General features: G+C 53.0%; 14 protein-coding genes. 3 read left to right on the forward strand and 11 right to left on the reverse strand.

The features are described from left to right. Positions 1-175 precede the first annotated feature (175 nt). Positions 176-1,219 (forward strand): aminopeptidase, encoded by a 1,044-nt coding sequence (locus AC6EMZ_RS18000; protein WP_498404131.1) that lies wholly within the window; start codon positions 176-178, stop codon positions 1,217-1,219. A 58-nt stretch (positions 1,220-1,277) separates the two neighbouring features. Here the strand turns inward: AC6EMZ_RS18000 and cysH are convergent, their stop codons facing one another. From cysH to cysJ, 3 genes are read right to left on the reverse strand one after another with little or no spacing between them, the layout of a single operon-like run. Beyond that, positions 1,278-2,012, reverse strand: coding sequence for a phosphoadenosine phosphosulfate reductase (cysH, locus tag AC6EMZ_RS18005; RefSeq protein ID WP_498404132.1), 735 nt, complete (start codon positions 2,010-2,012; stop codon positions 1,278-1,280). A gap of 15 nt (positions 2,013-2,027) precedes the next feature. Further along, a complete protein-coding gene (cysI, locus tag AC6EMZ_RS18010; protein ID WP_498404133.1) occupies positions 2,028-3,740 on the reverse strand; it encodes an assimilatory sulfite reductase (NADPH) hemoprotein subunit in 1,713 nt (570 codons plus the stop codon). Further along, complete coding sequence (cysJ, locus tag AC6EMZ_RS18015; RefSeq protein ID WP_498404134.1) at positions 3,740-5,545, reverse strand: NADPH-dependent assimilatory sulfite reductase flavoprotein subunit; 1,806 nt, start codon at positions 5,543-5,545, stop codon at positions 3,740-3,742. Before cysJ ends, cysI begins: the two co-directional genes overlap by 1 nt. A 301-nt stretch (positions 5,546-5,846) precedes the next feature. On the opposite strand from cysJ, the gene queD reads away from it, so the two are divergent. Continuing rightward, a complete protein-coding gene (gene queD / locus AC6EMZ_RS18020; RefSeq protein ID WP_165500881.1) occupies positions 5,847-6,212 on the forward strand; it encodes a 6-carboxytetrahydropterin synthase QueD in 366 nt (121 codons plus the stop codon). A gap of 31 nt (positions 6,213-6,243) precedes the next feature. Here queD and queE read toward each other — a convergent pair whose 3' ends face one another. The 3 genes from queE to AC6EMZ_RS18035 are packed head-to-tail and all read right to left on the reverse strand — an operon-like array spanning position 6,244 to position 9,232. Further along, positions 6,244-6,915 (reverse strand): 7-carboxy-7-deazaguanine synthase QueE, encoded by a 672-nt coding sequence (gene queE, locus AC6EMZ_RS18025; RefSeq protein WP_498404135.1) that lies wholly within the window; start codon positions 6,913-6,915, stop codon positions 6,244-6,246. Between the two features lie 53 nt (positions 6,916-6,968). Further along, positions 6,969-7,676 carry an N-acetylmannosamine-6-phosphate 2-epimerase gene (locus tag AC6EMZ_RS18030; RefSeq protein ID WP_498404136.1) on the reverse strand — a complete coding sequence of 236 codons (708 nt, stop codon included), beginning with the start codon at positions 7,674-7,676 and terminating at the stop codon, positions 6,969-6,971. Further along, complete coding sequence (locus AC6EMZ_RS18035) at positions 7,676-9,232, reverse strand: PTS transporter subunit EIIC (protein ID WP_498404137.1); 1,557 nt, start codon at positions 9,230-9,232, stop codon at positions 7,676-7,678. Before AC6EMZ_RS18035 ends, AC6EMZ_RS18030 begins: the two co-directional genes overlap by 1 nt. 167 nt (positions 9,233-9,399) lie before the next feature. Between AC6EMZ_RS18035 and AC6EMZ_RS18040 the strand changes: the two genes are divergently transcribed. Continuing rightward, positions 9,400-10,224: a MurR/RpiR family transcriptional regulator gene (locus AC6EMZ_RS18040; RefSeq protein WP_498404138.1), complete on the forward strand. Its 825-nt coding sequence runs from the start codon at positions 9,400-9,402 to the stop codon at positions 10,222-10,224. Positions 10,225-10,280: 56 nt separating this feature from the next. Here AC6EMZ_RS18040 and eno read toward each other — a convergent pair whose 3' ends face one another. From eno to rlmD, 5 genes are all read right to left on the reverse strand, one after another. Further along, the gene (gene eno, locus AC6EMZ_RS18045) at positions 10,281-11,576 is read right to left on the reverse strand and encodes a phosphopyruvate hydratase (RefSeq protein WP_498404139.1); all 1,296 of its coding nucleotides are present in this window, start codon (positions 11,574-11,576) and stop codon (positions 10,281-10,283) included. 81 nt (positions 11,577-11,657) lie between these two features. Continuing rightward, a complete protein-coding gene (gene pyrG, locus AC6EMZ_RS18050; protein ID WP_498404140.1) occupies positions 11,658-13,295 on the reverse strand; it encodes a glutamine hydrolyzing CTP synthase in 1,638 nt (545 codons plus the stop codon). Positions 13,296-13,519: 224 nt separating this feature from the next. Then, entirely contained in the window at positions 13,520-14,311 is a 792-nt protein-coding gene (mazG, locus tag AC6EMZ_RS18055) for a nucleoside triphosphate pyrophosphohydrolase (protein WP_498404141.1), read from the reverse strand. A gap of 66 nt (positions 14,312-14,377) precedes the next feature. Next, positions 14,378-16,609, reverse strand: coding sequence for a GTP diphosphokinase (relA, locus tag AC6EMZ_RS18060; RefSeq protein ID WP_498404142.1), 2,232 nt, complete (start codon positions 16,607-16,609; stop codon positions 14,378-14,380). Between the two features lie 55 nt (positions 16,610-16,664). Further along, entirely contained in the window at positions 16,665-17,960 is a 1,296-nt protein-coding gene (gene rlmD / locus AC6EMZ_RS18065) for a 23S rRNA (uracil(1939)-C(5))-methyltransferase RlmD (protein WP_498404143.1), read from the reverse strand. Positions 17,961-17,981: the final 21 nt, after the last annotated feature.

Below are 17,981 nucleotides of genomic sequence, written 5' to 3' on the forward strand. Positions count from 1 at the left end.
AATTACGAATTGGAATGAGTAGTTACTCAATGGAATAACGGCATGGAAAAGCAAATATCAAAAAGTGCTTAACATGCGAAATATCGGGTATTTAAGAGCAAATGAAATTGTGTAAGACCGATCACAGTTTCATACTAGGCGGGTTAAAATTATGCTCTGTTTTTAAGGACTCACTATGTTTTCCGCAATGCGCCACCGTATCGCTGTCCTGGCGCTCGGCGTTTGCTTTATCCTTCCGGCTCAGGCAAAAGAGCAACCTTTAGGTGAAATCGCCAATATGCAGGCGCGCCATATTGCGACGGTCTTCCCTGGCCGAATGACCGGCACGCCAGCCGAGATGCTTTCCGCAGACTATCTTCGCCAGCAGTTTGCCGATATGGGTTATCAGAGTGATATCCGCACCTTCCACAGCCGCTACCTCTATACCTCTCGCGACAACGTGAAAAACTGGCACAACGTGACCGGAAGCACCGTCATCGCGGCACACGAAGGCAAAGCCGCACAGCAAATAATTATCATGGCGCATCTGGATACCTTCGCACCAATGAGCGATGCGGACACCGATAATAATCTCGGCGGTCTGACCCTTCAGGGAATGGATGATAACGCGGCGGGTTTAGGCGTCATGCTTGAACTGGCTGAGCGATTCAAAAATATTCCCACTCAGTACGATATACGTTTTATTGCCACCAGCGGTGAAGAGCAAGGCAAACTCGGTTCTGAGAATGTTCTCAAGCGCATGAGTGAAGCAGAAAAGAAAAATACCCTGCTTGTGATTAATCTCGATAATCTGATCGTGGGTGACAAACTCTATTTTAACAGCGGCAAAAACACGCCCGCTGCGGTACGTAAGTTAACGCGAGATCGCGCGCTGGCCATTGCTCGTCAGCATGGTGTTCAGGCGGCGATCAATCCTGGGCGTAACCCCGATTATCCTAAAGGCACAGGCTGCTGCAATGACGGTGAAACCTTCGATAAAGCCGGTATTCCGGTGCTGTACATCGAAGCCACTAACTGGACGCTGGGCAAGCGCGATGGGTATCAGCAACGCAGTAAATCGAAAGCGTTCCCGAATGGGACTAGCTGGCATGATGTGAGGCTGGATAATCAGGAGCACATTGATCGCGCGTTGCCACAACGAATTGAACGCCGAAGCCGTGATGTCGTGAAGGTCTTGCTGCCGCTGGTGAAGGAACTGGCGAAAGCGGGGAAAGTATAGTAAAAGGCGGCGCCATACGATCCCCTCTCCCCTTTGGGGAGAGGGTTAGGGAAGTGCATTACCCTTCGTGCAAACCGCACTCGCGCTTGAGCCCAAAGAACCGCGTTTCTTCTTCCGCCATCCCCGGTTCCCATTTACGGGTGGTATGAGTGTCCCCTACCGACAGATAACCCTGATCCCACAGCGGATGGTATTTCAGCCCGTGCTGTTGCAGGTACTGATAAACGGTACGGTTATCCCAGTCGATAATCGGCAACACTTTGAACACGCCGCGCTGAATGCCCAGCACCGGTAAGCTCGCCCGACTGCCCGACTGCTCGCGGCGCAGGCCTGCAAACCAGGTCTTAGCGTTTAGTTCGCTCAGCGCGCGATTCATCGGTTCGACTTTGTTGATGTCATTGTATTTCTCAATGCCCTCAACGCCCTGCTCCCACAGTTTGCCGTAGCGCGCCTCCTGCCAGGCCGCGCTTTGTGGCGCGCGGTAGACTTTGAGGTTCAGCTTGAGCTTGTCCGTTAGCTCGTCGATAAACTGGTAGGTTTCCGGAAACAGGTAGCCGGTATCGGTGAGGATCACCGGAATATCCGGGCGGATCTTATTCACCAGATGCAAACTGACCGCAGCCTGAATACCAAAGCTCGACGAGAGCACATAGTCACCGGGCAGGTTTTCCAGCGCCCATGCTACACGTCCTTCAGCATCCAGCTTCTCTAACGTAGCGTTGGTTTCCGCCAGCGCCAGAATGCGATCGACTTTCGGTAAATCGTTAAGCGCGTTTAGATCGAGTACGGACATAACTACCCCTCGTGGTTATTCCCAGAAATCCCGGGCGGGATCGAGCACCGGGCGAACAATCCCCGCACGCACCGTAAAATCACCGAAGCCTTCACCCGCTTCGCGCTCTTTCGCCCAACGCCCGACAAGCTCGTCAATTGAATCGAGAATTTCAGGTTCAGTAATGTTTTCGCGATACATACGCGGAATGCGTGTGCCGCTGCGATTGCCACCAAGATGCACGTTGTAACGACCCGGCGCTTTACCCACCAGCCCCAGTTCCGCCAGCAACGCACGACCACAGCCGTTCGGGCAACCGGTGACGCGCATGACGATGTGTTCATCTGGAATGCCGTGTTTTTCCAGCACCGCTTCCACCTTATCGGTGAAGGACGGCAGGAAACGCTCGGCTTCCGCCATCGCCAGCGGACAGGTCGGGAAGGACACGCAGGCCATGGAGTTTTCACGCTGCGGTTTTACCGCCTCCATCAACGTGTGTTCGCGCGCCAGCTTCTCGATCTTCGCTTTCTGGCTGTCCGGCACGCCAGCGATAATCAGGTTCTGGTTTGCGGTAATGCGGAACTCGCCTTTATGAATCTTAGCAATTTCCAGCAGGCCCGTTTTCAGCGGACGGCCCGGATAATCCAGAATACGACCGTTTTCGATAAACAGCGTCAGATGCCATTTATTGTCGATACCTTTCACCCAACCAGTGCGATCGCCGCGACCGGTGAATTCATACGGGCGAATCGGTTCAAACTTAATGCCTGCGCGACGTTCCACTTCTTCTTTGAACGTCTCCACGCCCACGCGCTCCAGCGTGTATTTGGTTTTAGCGTTTTTACGATCGGTACGGTTGCCCCAGTCGCGCTGGGTGGTCACAACAGCCTCAGCAACCGCCAGGGTGTGTTCCAGCGGCAGATAGCCAAACTCGCTCGCCGTACGGGCGAAGGTTTTCTTATTACCGTGCTCGATGGACAAACCGCCACCGACCAGCAGGTTAAAGCCCACCAGCTTGCCGTTTTCCGCAATGGCCACAAAGTTCATGTCGTTGGCGTGCAGATCGATATCGTTCTGCGGCGGGATCACTACCGTGGTTTTAAACTTACGCGGCAGGTAGGTCTGACCCAGGATCGGTTCTTCGTCCGTGGTCGCGACTTTTTCCTGATCGAGCCAGATCTCCGCATAGGCGCGGGTGCGCGGCAGCAGATGTTCAGAGATCTTCTTCGCCCATTCGTAGGCTTCAGCGTGCAGTTCGGACTCGAACGGGTTAGAGGTACACAGCACGTTACGGTTCATGTCGTTGGCGGTCGCCAGCGCGTCCAGCCCAACGGAATGCAGCATCTGGTGTACTGGCTTCACGTTCTTCTTCAGAATGCCGTGGAACTGGAAGGTCTGACGGTTGGTCAAACGGATGCTGCCGTAAATCGTATTGTCATGAGCGAACTTATCAATCGCCTGCCACTGTTTGGTGGTAATCACGCCACCAGGCAGACGACAGCGCAACAGCATCGCATGACGCGGCTCCAGCTTTTGTTCAGCACGCTCTGCGCGAATATCGCGATCGTCCTGCTGGTACATACCGTGAAAACGGATCAGCAGGAAGTTGTCGCCTTTAAAACCGCCGGTCAGGCTGTCATTCAAATCTTCTGCAATGGTGCCGCGCAGGTAGTTGCTGTCAACCTTCATGCGCTCGGCATCAGTCAGTTTGCCTTCGACCACCAAAGGGCCTGGATATTTTTCGCTCATTAGTAGACATCTCGCTGATAACGGCGCTCTACGCGCAGCTCACTTAAAAATTCATCCGCCGATTCGATATCCATACCACCGAATTCGGCAATCACTTCCAGCAAAGCCTGCTCAACGTCTTTCGCCATGCGATTGGCGTCGCCGCAGACATAAAGGTGGGCACCGTTATTGATCCACGCCCACAGCTCTGCGCCCTGTTCGCGCAGTTTGTCTTGTACGTATATTTTTTGTTTTTGGTCGCGAGACCAGGCCAGATCGATGCGGCTCAGTACGCCCTCTTTGACGTAGCGTTGCCACTCCACCTGGTAAAGGAAATCTTCCGTAAAGTGCGGATTGCCAAAGAAAAGCCAGTTTTTGCCCGGCGCTTCGTCTGCTGCGCGTTGCTGCATAAAGGCGCGGAACGGCGCAATACCGGTACCCGGACCAATCATGATGACCGGCGTTTCCGGGTTGGTTGGCAGGCGGAAGTTGTCGTTGTGCTCGATAAAGACGCGAACTTCGCCCTCTTCTTCAATGCGATCGGCAAGGAAACTTGAAGCCCCGCCCGCCCGCGCACGACCTTCGATTTCGTAACGCACAGCACCGACGGTGATGTGCACTTCACTTTCTACTTCGGCCTGAGACGAGGCAATGGAATAGAGACGCGGTGTTAACGGACGCAGTAGACCGATTAAGGCATCGGCGTCCAACTGTGCCGGAGAGAAGCGCACCATATCGACAATTGGCGTGGTCGCCGCGTAGTGCTGCAATTTAGCCTTGTCGCCCACGAGCGGCAGCAGAGAATCACTGCGGGTCAGCGTGGCGTAGTTTTCTACGATGTTGGCGGTATTCACGGTCAGCTCAAAATGCCACTGCAACGCTTCAGAGAGCGGCAGCGTTTTGCCGTCAACGGTGACCGATTCATTACCCTTCAGCCATAAAAGCTCGACCAGCTCTTTCACCAGGGCAGGATCGTTCTGATACCACACGCCAAGCGCATCGCCCGGCTGGTAGCGAAGACCAGAATCGCCCAGGTCGATTTCGATATGACGAACGTCTTTTTCAGAGTCACGCCCGGTGATTTTTTGGTTAACCGACAGGCTTGCGACCAGCGGGGCTTCTTTGGTGTAAGGGCTGGTAGAGACTTCATTTACCGCGCCCGACGCGCTGATCGCCGCCTGCGCAGGGGTATCTTTAGGCACACGCGCCTTCAGGACATCGACAATACGCGCGCGCCATTCCGCTGCCGCAGGCTGGTATTCCACATCCGCATCAACGCGATCGAGCAGACGTTCAGCGCCGAGTTCCGAAAGCTTGCTGTCGAAATCTTTACCGGACTGGCAGAAGAATTCATAGGATGTGTCACCAAGGCCAAACACCGCAAATGCAGTACCGTCGAGTTTCGGCGCTTTTTTCGAGAACAGGAACTTATGCAACGCGACGGCTTCTTCTGCCGGTTCGCCTTCGCCCTGCGTTGAAGCCACCACAACAACCAGCTTTTCTGACGCGATTTGCTTAAATTTATAATCCCCGGCGTTCACCAGGTTCACGTTCAGTTTGGCAGCGAGCAGATCGTCACGCAGTGCTTCCGCCACGCGACGGGCGTTGCCGGTTTGCGAAGCGGAGATAAGGGTAATGGCAGGGATTTCAACGGCGGCAGTCGGCGCAGCAACCACAGCGCCAGGTTGCTGATTAAGCATGCCCCAGAAATAACCGGAAACCCAGGCAAGCTGGGTGGGTGAAAAATCAGTGGTAGCCGCCTGAAGGCGCGCCAGTTGCTCCGGGTTTAGCGGTAGCAAATTCGAGGGTGGGGCCTGTGTTGTCATGCGTCGTATTGTTCCAGTAGCAAAGCGGATTTAAGCAAAAACCCAAACTGAAGATAAGGTTAACGGCGGGGATAATAACAATTAAAGAAGGGATGGAAATAATAAATAACCAAAAGAACTAACCTGTTTTAGTCATGGTTCTTAACAACAAAACCGATAAGGTAACCAACTGAATATTATCACTATATTTTGAAGAATTATTGCATCACCCGAGCGGGTCAATAGAAGGCCGTTTTAGTTAATGATAAAAAATGTGCTTTCCGGTACTATGCGGCGGTTTTTTCCGCACTACTGAGAGCACATGATGTCCACCACACTGTTTAAAGATTTCATCTTCGAAGCCGCCCATCACCTTCCGCATGTACCGCAAGGACATAAATGTGGTCGTCTGCATGGACACTCATTTATGGTGCGTCTTGAGATTACCGGTGAAGTCGATCCACATACTGGCTGGATTATGGACTTCTCCGAACTGAAGGCGGCATTTAAGCCGACGTACGATCGTCTTGATCACTACTATCTGAATGATATTCCAGGCCTGGAAAACCCAACCAGCGAAGTGCTGGCAAAATGGATCTGGGATCAGATGAAACCACTGGTGCCGCTGTTAAGCTCGGTGATGATCAAAGAGACGTGTACCGCAGGCTGCGTGTATCGCGGAGAGTAAAAAAAATCCCGGTTACTTCACCGGGATTTTTTTAAGCAATGTTCAGATACTTATGCGTCTGCATTGATAAGCGCCAGTTACGGGCAATGCAGGTTTCAATGCACAGACGCGTCGCGTCATCTTTCTGACTGATCGGCTGCAACGCAATGATGCGCTGCTTATCATCGGTCAGGGTCGCCAGCAGTTCATCCAGCGCTTCGATATCGCGCATGCGGCCAACCGGATGCTTGATTTCGTCGGCACGTTCCAGCGCCTGTGACAGCACATCGTAACCGCCGCGCATATTCACTTTAGGCGATACGGTCACCCAGGTGGAATGCGAACAACGTACCTCGTGGGTACCGCTGGTTTCAATCTGGCAACTGTAGCCGTTCTTTTCGAGCAAATCGGTCAGCGACGTGAGATCGTGAATGCAGGGCTCACCACCCGTGATCACCACGTGACGTGCGGTCCATCCCTGACGGCCAATAATCGCCAGAAGATCTTCGGCGTTACCGGCCCCCCATTTATCGCTCTCTTTGGTTTTGGCAAGAATGCTAAACAGCGATACTTCCCGATCTGCAAGCTTATCCCACGTATGTTTGGTATCACACCAGGCACAGCCAACCGGGCATCCCTGTAAACGAATAAAAATAGCAGGAACGCCAGTGAAGTAACCCTCGCCTTGCAGGGTCTGGAACATCTCGTTAATCGGGTACTGCATAGTCATCTCGATTTGGGGATAATGCTTAATTATCGCAGATCCCCGCCCAAGTATCATGCCCCATCGGTGCTGTGTGTCTCAATCGCCGCCACAAACCGCGTGGTAATCTGCTGAGGACGCGTAATGGCACCGCCCACGACCACCGTATGTGCACCCAGCGCCAGGCATCCCGCCGCACGCTCGGGCGTGTCGACATTGCCCTCTGCCACCACCGGAATGCTGACCGCAGCAACAACATCACGCAAAAATTCGCAGTCATTTTCCGGAAGCGTTCGGCCAGACGTTGCTTTGGTGTAGCCATAAAGCGTGGTACCGACACAGTCAAACCCAAGCCCCTGTGCCGTCTTCGCTTCCTCGACCGTCGCGATATCAGCCATCAGCAGAATCGACGGATATCGCGCGCGGATTTGCTCAACCAGCGCCGGTAGCGCCTGTCCGCCAGGGCGTGGACGATCGGTGGCGTCCAGGGCAATGATTTCAGGTGCGACCGTCATCAGTTCATCCACTTCCCGTAGGGTGGCAGTGATAAACACCTCGCTGTCCGGGTAATCGCGCTTAATGATGCCAATAACCGGCAGGGATACCTGCTGTTTAATCGCGGCAATATCCACCACGCTATTGGCACGGATCGCTACCGCGCCGCCCTGCTCAGCCGCCAGCGCCATCCGCGACATGATAAAGGGGCTATGCAAAGGTTCGTTTTCCAGCGCCTGACAGGAGACGACTAACTTGCCTTTCAGATTATCCAGAACCGTTTTCATTACGATAAACTCTCTTCAACTTCGTTTTTAATGATGGTCACATGTGGGCCGTAAATAACCTGGACACCGTTACCGCGAACAATCACGCCACGCGCGCCGGTCGCTTTCAAAGCGGCTTCATTAACCTTACCGCCGTCCTTCACCGTCACACGTAAACGCGTTGCGCAGCAGTCCACTTCTTCAAGATTGTCTTTGCCGCCAAGACCCGCGATCACTGCCGCCGCCCGCTCACTTTGTGGGAGCGTGCTTTCAACAATGGTTTCCTTCTCGCGCCCTGGGGTGGCGTAGCCAAAACGGTTAATCATGAAACGGAAGGTGAAGTAGTAGAGGAAGAACCATGGAACGCCGACCAGCGGGACATACATCCAGTGGGTTTTAGCCTCGCCCTGCAGGACACCAAACAGAATGAAGTCGATAAAGCCGCCAGAAAACGTCTGCCCGATGGTGATATGCAAAATATGGGCAATCATGAACGCCAGCCCGTCGAAGAAGGCGTGGATGACGTATAACACTGGCGCGACGAACAAGAATGAAAACTCAATCGGTTCGGTAATTCCGGTCAGGAAAGAGGTGAGCGCTGCCGACAGTAACAAGCCCGCCACGCGCTTTTTATTCTCTGGTTTGGCGGTGTGGTACATCGCCAGACACGCACCAAGCAGGCCGAACATCATGGTAATAAAGCGCCCGGACATAAACCGCGAGGTGCCGATATAAAACTGTTGGGTATTCGGGTCAGCTAACTGTGCGAAGAAAATACGCTGCGTACCTTCAACCAGATGCCCGTTGACGATCTCGCTACCGCCCAGCGCCGTCGTCCAGAATGGCAGATAGAAAATGTGGTGAAGGCCGAACGGGCCGAGCATGCGCAGAATAAAACCGTACAGCAGCGTGCCGAGATATCCCGTTGCATCCACCAGGCCGCCAAGACCAAAGATGAGTTTCTGGAAATGCGGCCATACCACCGTCATCGCAGCACCGACCAGAATGGCCGCGAAGGAGCTAATAATCGGTACAAATCGTGAGCCACCAAAAAAGCCCAAAAACTGCGGCAGCGCGATTTTATTGAAGCGGTGATGCAGCGTGCAGGTGACAAGACCCATCACCACGCCGCCAAAGACGCCCGTTTCGAGAGTCTGAATGCCCAGCGTCATCCCCTGCCCCACGGCCCCCGGGTTTTCCAGTGCCAGCGTGCCGGTCAGAATGAGCAAGGCATTGATGGTGGCGTTCATCACCAGAAAAGCGAGCAACGCCGCAAGACCCGCCGTGCCTTTATCGGTTTTCGCCAGGCCGACCGCCACCCCAACGGCAAAGAGCACCGAGAGGTTGGCAAAGACAATCGAACCCGCACTGCTCATGATAGTGAAAATAGCCTGGAGCCAGCCGATATCCAAAAACGGGTAGGCCGTTAACGTATTGGGATTCGATAGCGCACCGCCAATCCCCAGCAACAAACCAGCAGCAGGCAGTACAGCTATCGGTAACATGAACGATTTGCCGAACCGCTGCGCCTTTTCAAACCACGCCCCTGATGAGGCACCACTAAACATTTGCATCATTTTTTTCACTCCCCTGCCATTTGATGAAAATTTTTACCACATTAAATTAATAAAGTGAAAATTATCACCAATAAAACGGAAGTCGATCATACTTTTTTAAAATGACTGGCATCTCTCCCCCGCTTTCCCCCACACTAGCCAGCAGAGAAACGCATTAAGGATCTTGCATGTCAGAAAATGAAAATCTGCTGCTGAGGCTGCGTCAGGGCGTCTCTGGGTACAGCCCAACGCAGCAAAAACTGGGAGAGTTTGTATTAAACGATCCGGCGAAGGTGCTCTACCTGACCATCACTGAACTGGCTCGTGAGAGCGAAACCAGCGAAGCGAGCGTGACGCGGCTATGTCGCACCCTGGGATGTAAAGGCTATACCGAATTCAAAATGGCACTGGCACTGGACGTTCAGCGTGAACAAGCGCCGGGCAAGAAAGGCGATGAGATTGATGAAGTCGTCGAAGAGTCCGTACTGGCGCTTCGGGATACAGCGCGTTTGCTGGACAGAAATGTCCTGCTAAAAGCCGTCGAAGTGCTCCATCAGGCACGTTCGGTGTCAATTTATGGCGTTGCAGCCAGCGCCACGTTGGGCGATTACCTGCACTATAAGCTGCTTCGACTGGGTAAAACCGCCCAGTTATTCAGCGACATGCATCGGGCTTCGATGAATGCAACGACCTTAACGTCTGACGATTTGGTTATCGCTATATCAAGCTCTGGTTCAACACGCGATTTGCTCCACGTGGTGAAGCTCGCGCGCAAACGTGGCGCGCGAGTGCTGGCGCTGAGCAATACGCCGCGTAGCCCGCTGACGTCCTTGAGTGATGTGCTGCTGGTAGCGGCAAAACCTGAAGGACCGCTAAGCGCAGGCGCGCTAAATGCCAAAGTCGGCGTGATGTTGCTGGTGGAACTGCTGGCGATGGGCTTAATTTCGTTGGATGCACAGTACGGTGATGCTAGCCAGCAAACGGCGAGCGCTACCCTTCCGCTGTTACTGTAATTCAGCCATAAAAAAACCCGCCGAAGCGGGTTTTTTCTTAAGAGCGAAGGTTCAGATTACTGACCTTTGATCTCTTTACGACCGTTGTACGGCGCTTTTTCACCCAATGCTTCTTCGATACGAATCAGCTGGTTGTATTTAGCAACGCGGTCAGAACGGCTCATAGAACCCGTTTTGATCTGTCCAGCAGCGGTACCAACAGCCAGGTCAGCGATGGTAGCGTCTTCAGTTTCGCCTGAACGGTGAGAGATAACGGCAGTGTAGCCAGCGTCTTTCGCCATTTTGATCGCAGCCAGTGTTTCGGTCAGAGAACCGATCTGGTTGAATTTGATCAGGATGGAGTTAACGATGCCTTTGTCGATACCTTCTTTCAGGATCTTGGTGTTGGTTACGAACAGATCGTCACCAACCAGCTGGATTTTGTCGCCCAGAACTTTAGTCTGGTATGCAAAACCGTCCCAGTCAGATTCGTCCAGACCGTCTTCGATAGAGACGATTGGATACTGTTTGGTCAGGTCTTCCAGGAAGTGAGTGAATTCTTCAGAGGTGAACGCTTTGTTGCCTTCGCCAGCCAGAACGTATTTACCGTCTTTGTAGAATTCAGATGCTGCACAGTCCATCGCCAGAGTGATGTCGGTGCCCAGCTCGTAGCCTGCTGCTTTCACTGCTTCAGCGATAACAGCCAGTGCTTCTGCGTTGGAACCCAGGTTAGGCGCATAGCCACCTTCGTCACCAACTGCAGTGCTCATACCTTTAGCTTTCAGAACTTTAGCCAGGTTATGGAACACTTCAGAACCCATACGAACCGCTTCTTTCAGGGATTTCGCGCCAACTGGCTGAATCATGAATTCCTGAATATCAACGTTGTTGTCCGCGTGCTCGCCACCGTTGATGATGTTCATCATTGGAACCGGCATGGAGTATTTGCCTGGGGTGCCGTTCAGTTCAGCGATGTGTTCGTACAGCGCCTGACCTTTAGAAGCCGCAGCAGCTTTAGCAGCAGCCAGGGAAACCGCCAGGATAGCGTTCGCACCGAAGTTAGATTTGTTTTCAGTACCGTCCAGATCGATCATGATCTTGTCGATGCCAGCCTGGTCTTTGGCATCTTTGCCAAGAACAGCCTGAGCGATTGGGCCATTAACCGCGCCAACAGCTTTGGTTACGCCTTTGCCCATGTAACGGGATTTGTCGCCATCGCGCAGTTCCAACGCTTCGCGGGAACCAGTAGAAGCACCTGACGGCGCAGCTGCCATACCGACGAAACCACCTTCAAGGTGAACTTCAGCTTCAACGGTAGGGTTACCACGGGAGTCGATGATTTCACGACCGATGACTTTAACGATTTTGGACATTAGATTTTCCTCAGTACAAGTTAAACTAAAACTCCAGACAAACAACGCGTACTCAAGGTACGCGTTGTCGTTCTAACTTTTTTACTTCGCCTGACGCTTTTGGAAATCGCTGGCGGCTTTCACAAAGCCTGCGAACAGCGGATGCCCATCACGCGGCGTTGAAGTAAATTCCGGGTGGAATTGGCAAGCGACGAACCAAGGATGGTTTGGCACTTCAATGATCTCGACTAACTGATCGTCCCCGGAACGGCCCGCAATACGCAGACCTGCAGCTTCAATTTGTTTCAACAGCATATTGTTGACTTCGTAGCGGTGACGATGGCGCTCGGTGATGGTCGTTGAGCCATACATCTTGCGAACCAGACTGTCGTCAGAAACCTGACAAGCCTGAGCACCAAGACGCATCGTGCCACCCAGATCGCTCTTCTCAGTACGGACTTCGACGTTACCGTCTTCATCACGCCATTCGGTGATAAGCGCCACAACAGGGTACTTACAGTCTGGCACAAATTCCGTAGAGTTTGCGTTTTCCATACCGACGACGTTACGAGCAAACTCAATCAACGCAACCTGCATACCCAGGCAAATGCCAAGGTAAGGAATATTATTTTCACGCGCATAGCGTGCGGTAGCAATCTTGCCTTCTACGCCGCGGTAGCCGAAGCCGCCAGGGATAAGAATAGCATCCAGATCTTTCAGAATTTCGACACCGCGCGTTTCGACATCCTGCGAATCAATCAGCTTGATGTTAACGGTGACGCGGTTCTTCAGGCCGCCGTGTTTCAGCGCTTCGATAACGGACTTATAAGCATCTGGCAGTTCAATATACTTGCCAACCATACCGATAGTCACTTCGCCTGCCGGATTCGCTTCTTCGTAGATAACCTGTTCCCATTCTGACAGATTAGCTTCCGGACAGTTCAAGCTGAATCGTTTACAAATATAATCGTCCAGACCCTGTGATTTCAACATACCTGGAATTTTATAAATGGAATCGACGTCTTTCAGAGAAATCACAGCCTTTTCAGCAACGTTACAGAACAATGCAATTTTCGCACGTTCGTTCGCTGGAACGGCACGATCGGAACGGCAAATCAGGATATCCGGCTGGATACCGATAGAAAGCAGTTCTTTCACGGAGTGCTGAGTCGGTTTGGTTTTCACTTCACCGGCAGCGGCCATGTAAGGCACCAGCGTCAGGTGCATAAACAGCGCGTGTTCACGACCAATATCTACTGCCAACTGACGAATCGCTTCCAGGAATGGCAGAGATTCGATATCACCAACAGTACCGCCAATTTCAACCAGCACCACGTCGTGGCCTTCGCCACCGGCAACGATGCGCTCTTTGATTGCATTGGTGATATGAGGGATTACCTGAACGGTTGCGCCTAAGTAGTCGCCACGGCGCTCTTTACGCAGAACGTCAGAGTAGATACGACCCGTAGTGAAGTTATTACGACGGCTCATTTTGGTGCGAATGAAGCGCTCGTAGTGGCCTAAGTCCAAATCGGTTTCAGCGCCGTCTTCAGTAACGAACACTTCGCCGTGCTGGATTGGGCTCATGGTGCCTGGATCGACGTTGATGTACGGATCCAATTTCATCATGGTCACATTGAGGCCACGGGCTTCAAGAATGGCCGCGAGAGAGGCTGCGGCAATGCCTTTACCCAGAGAGGATACAACCCCGCCGGTTACAAAAATATAGTTCGTTGTCATGCTGAACCTGAGAAGTTAGGTTGGAATGATGGAATAACCAAGACGGGAAAGTAGTATACCCGAACACGGCGAGTGCCACAAACTTTCATTCTCCGTCTCCTGCCTCAGGCTTTGACAAACATAGGGAGTGAGAAAATAGCCCCTTTTGGGTAATTGTTTTTGACGCAAATCAAGCGCTTGTCATTTAAAAAATCACACAAATTGCGCTTGATCGCGAAAATCCGTTAGAGATCATATTCCTGGCGTTTTACTTCCTGCCAGACTTCTTCCATCAAATCGAGGTCAACGCCGGTCATCTCCAGACCACGAGCGGCGACAATACGCTCAACTTCGCGAAAGCGTCGCTCGAATTTCAGGTTCGCTTTTTGCAGGGCAGTCTCGGCTTTTACCCCTAAATGACGAGACAGGTTCACCGTTGCGAAAAGTAAATCGCCCATCTCCTCTTCCAGCCTGGCCTCATCCACCACCGCTTGCTTTGCTTCGTGCATCACTTCATCGATCTCTTCGTGCACTTTATCCAGCACCGGGCCGAGCGAGGTCCAGTCAAAACCGACGGTTGAACAACGCTTCTGGATTTTATGCGCACGCATTAGCGCAGGCAGATTCAACGGAATATCGTCGAGAGCGGAATGCTGCGACTTTTCGGCACGTTCAGAGGTTTTGATTTGTTCCCAACGCGCCAGCACTTCTGTGCTGTTGCTGGCGGTTGCATCACCAAAGATATGGGGATGACGGCGCTCAAGTTTGTCGCTGATGGCCGCACAGATATCGTCGAAATTGAAACGTTCTTCTTCCTGTGCCATTTGTGCGTAGAACACCACCTGAAACAGCAAGTCACCCAACTCACCGCGCAGATCGTCGAAATCCTCGCGAGAAATCGCATCCAGCACTTCGTAAGTTTCTTCCAGGGTGTAAGGCGCGATGGTCGCGAAAGTCTGCTCTTTGTCCCACGGACAGCCGTTTTCCGGGTCTCGCAGGCGTTTCATTATGCCAAGCAGGCGGTCAATTTGGGTCATGATCATTTCCATTAAAGAATCAAACCGGGCGGCGTGCGCCTTACCCGGTTTACAAAAAAAGTGCAGTTAACCGCCGTGCAGACGACGGGCGTCAATCACATCTGGTACCTGGTTCAGCTTGCCAAGCACAAGGCCCAGCACCTGCAGGTTGTAGATTTCGATAGTCATATCGATGGTGGCAAGCTGCTCGCGGGTATCGCTACGGCTGGCGACCCCCAATACGTTGACCTTCTCGTTGGCAAGAATGGTGGTGATATCACGAAGCAAGCCGCTGCGGTCGTTGGCGGTGACGCGAACCACTAGCGAATAACCAGCGGAATAGCTTTCCCCCCAGACGGCATCCACGATGCGCTCGGGCGCATGGGATTGCAGCTCGGCTAACTGGTCACAGTCGGAACGGTGAATCGAAATACCCCGTCCTTGGGTGATGAAGCCAACAATGTCATCGCCAGGAATCGGCTGGCAGCAGCGGGCGATATGGTGCATCAGATTGCCAACACCTTCGACCACCACCCGGCCATTATCTTTACTGCGCTGCTGCGGAGCATGGGTTTTCTGCTGAAGCTGTTTCAGCGCGGCGGCATCTTGTTCTGCTGCGCTTGGCTTATTGAACTGCGCCTGCAGGAAATTAACCATCTGGTTGATGCGAATATCGCCACCACCAATGGCCGCCAGCAGTTCATCCAACTCGTTGAAGTTGTAACGCGGAAGCAACTGCTTTTCAGCTTCTTTCAGGCTAATGCCAATATGTTCCAGTTCGTCATCCAGAATCTGACGACCCGCAATAATGTTTTTGTCACGATCCTGCTTACGGAACCAGGCGTGGATTTTGGAGCGTCCACGGCTGGTAGTAACGTAACCCAGATTTGGGTTTAGCCAATCGCGGCTTGGGTTTGGCTGCTTCTGAGTGATGATTTCAATCTGGTCGCCCATCTGCAACTGGTAGGTAAACGGCACGATACGCCCACCAATTTTTGCGCCGATGCAGCGGTGTCCGACATCGCTGTGGATGTGGTAGGCAAAGTCGAGCGGCGTGGAACCGGTCGGCAGGTCGACCACGTCCCCTTTTGGCGTAAAGACATACACCCGGTCGTCAAAGACCTGGCTGCGCACTTCGTCGAGCAATTCGCCCGAGTCGGCCATCTCTTCCTGCCAGGCGATAAGCTTACGCAGCCAGGCAATGCGATCTTCATGGCCCGTACGCGTGCCGCTGGACGGACCTTCTTTGTACTTCCAGTGCGCGGCCACGCCAAGCTCGGCATCCTCGTGCATCTGTTTGGTACGAATTTGAATCTCGACCGTTTTACCGCCAGGGCCCAGCACCACGGTGTGAATCGACTGATAGCCGTTCGGTTTCGGGTTCGCGACATAATCGTCGAACTCATCCGGCAAATGGCGGAAGTGAGTATGCACTATCCCCAAAGCGGCGTAGCAATCCTGTAAACGGTCGGCCACGATACGCACCGCGCGCACGTCAAACAGCTCGTCAAAGGCGAGCTGTTTTTTCTGCATTTTGCGCCAGATGCTGTAGATGTGTTTCGGACGGCCATACACTTCGGCACGTACGTTTTCTTCTTTCATCGCCTTGCGCAGTCCACCGACAAATTCGTCGATGTAATGCTCCCTGTCGATGCGACGCTCGTGCAGGAGTTTGGCAATGCGTTTGTATTCGTCAGGATGCAGATAGCGGAAGCAGTAATCTTCCAGCTCCCATTTCAGTTGCCCGATACCTAAGCGGTTCGCCAGCGGCGCATAAATATTGGTGCACTCTTTTGCCGCCAGCACGCGTTCATCTTCTGGCGCGTCTTTCACTTCGCGCAGATGCGCCACGCGCTCAGCAAGCTTAATGACCACGCAGCGGAAATCGTCGACCATTGCCAGCAACATGCGGCGAACGTTATCGACCTGCTCAGAAGAGACGGAGTCAGTGTGGGCCGCTTTAAGCTGACGAATAGCCGCCATATCGCGCACGCCGTGGATCAGCTCAACGACAGAGTTACCCACGCTCTCACGCAGGACGTCCTCGCTCACCACTTCGGCATCCGCCAGTGGGAACAGCAGTGCGGCCTGGAGCGTTTCGATATCCATATTGAGCATCGAGAGGATTTCGACCATCTCTACGCCGCGCCATAACAGCAAATCGGCGTCAGCGTGACCTTGCGTGGTACGCAGACAATAGGCCCAGGTTTCGGTTAAGCGTTCACACGACTGCTGGCTGGAAATCCCCAGACTTACGATCCATTTTTGTGGGTCAAACTCACCAGCTTTATTGAGATGTGCACTTCTTACCGCAACCATCGTCCTCTCCTTTAGGGACAAGGGCCTGTCGAATTCGACAAGCCGAAACTAATCACTAGAGCTCAAACAACACCATTGATTCCAGATGCCCAGTGTGCGGGAACATATCAAGCATTGCCAGACGCTGAATCTGGTAACCCGCACTTAATAACGCTTCACTGTCCCGCGCTAACGTCGCGGGGTTACAGGAAACATAGACCACGCGTTTTGGCGCGAGTTTAATTATATGCTGCATTACGCCTGGCGCACCCGCGCGCGCAGGATCGAGCAAAATTTTATCAAAACCTTGCGACGCCCAGGGTTGCTGCGTGACATCCTCTTCCAGATTTTCATGGAAGAAGGTGACATTCTGCAATCCGTTCTGAAGCGCATTTTTTTGGCCCTTCTCGACCAGCGCCTCGACGCCTTCAACGCCCACAACGCATGCTGCGCGTTGCGCCAGCGGCAGAGTAAAATTCCCCATGCCACAGAACAGATCCAGCACCCGGTCATCGGGCTTAACATCGAGCCATGCCATCGCTTTAGCGACCATCTGCTGGTTCACACCGTCGTTCACCTGGATAAAGTCGCGTGGACTGAACGTTAAGCGTAGCCCGTCGGACGAATACCAGGGCGTCTCACCGGTAACCTGTTCAAGTATCTCGCTTTGCGGTGCCAGGAACAGAGCCAGCTCGTGAGAATGCGAAAAGCGTTCCAGTTTTTCACGATCTTTTACAGAAAGCGGCGCAGTGTGACGTAACACCATCAGCGGCCCGTGATCGGCAAGCACCAGCTCCACATGTCCGAGCGCACGCACGCCCTGTAATTCAGAGAGACATTCACGTACCTGCGGCAGTAATGCCTCAAGATGGGGCGCCAAAATAGGGCATTGCTTCACCTCAACGATGTCACTGGAGCCTGCTTTTCGAAATCCCATCTCCAGATGCTGTGCTTTTGGCTGATAGTTCAGGCTAAGACGGGCGCGACGACGATAGCCCCAGGATTCACCTGCGATAATTTCGTTGACGTCATGCTTAATCATTCGTGCCAGAGATGCGCTTTTACTGCTCTGTTGTAGAGCAACGCTCGCGTGCTGTTGCTGACACCCGCCGCACACGCCAAAATGCGGGCAGCGTGGCGAAACGCGATCGGGACTATCATTAAGACGACGTTTGACCTGACCACGTGCATACTTGCTTTTATCTTCCGTCAGGGTGACTTCGGCGCGTTCATTCGGTAATAATCCGGGAACAAACAACGTTTTGCCGTGATGACGCGCTACGCCCTGACCAAACGAATCCAGGTCTATGGCATTAACAGTTATGATCTGACGCGTCGTCACGCGTCGCTTTGCAGAGTAGAATTGCGCCATTGCCGAGAATTGTCTCAAATA

The organism is Enterobacter sp. SCRI0065, from assembly GCF_059766475.1.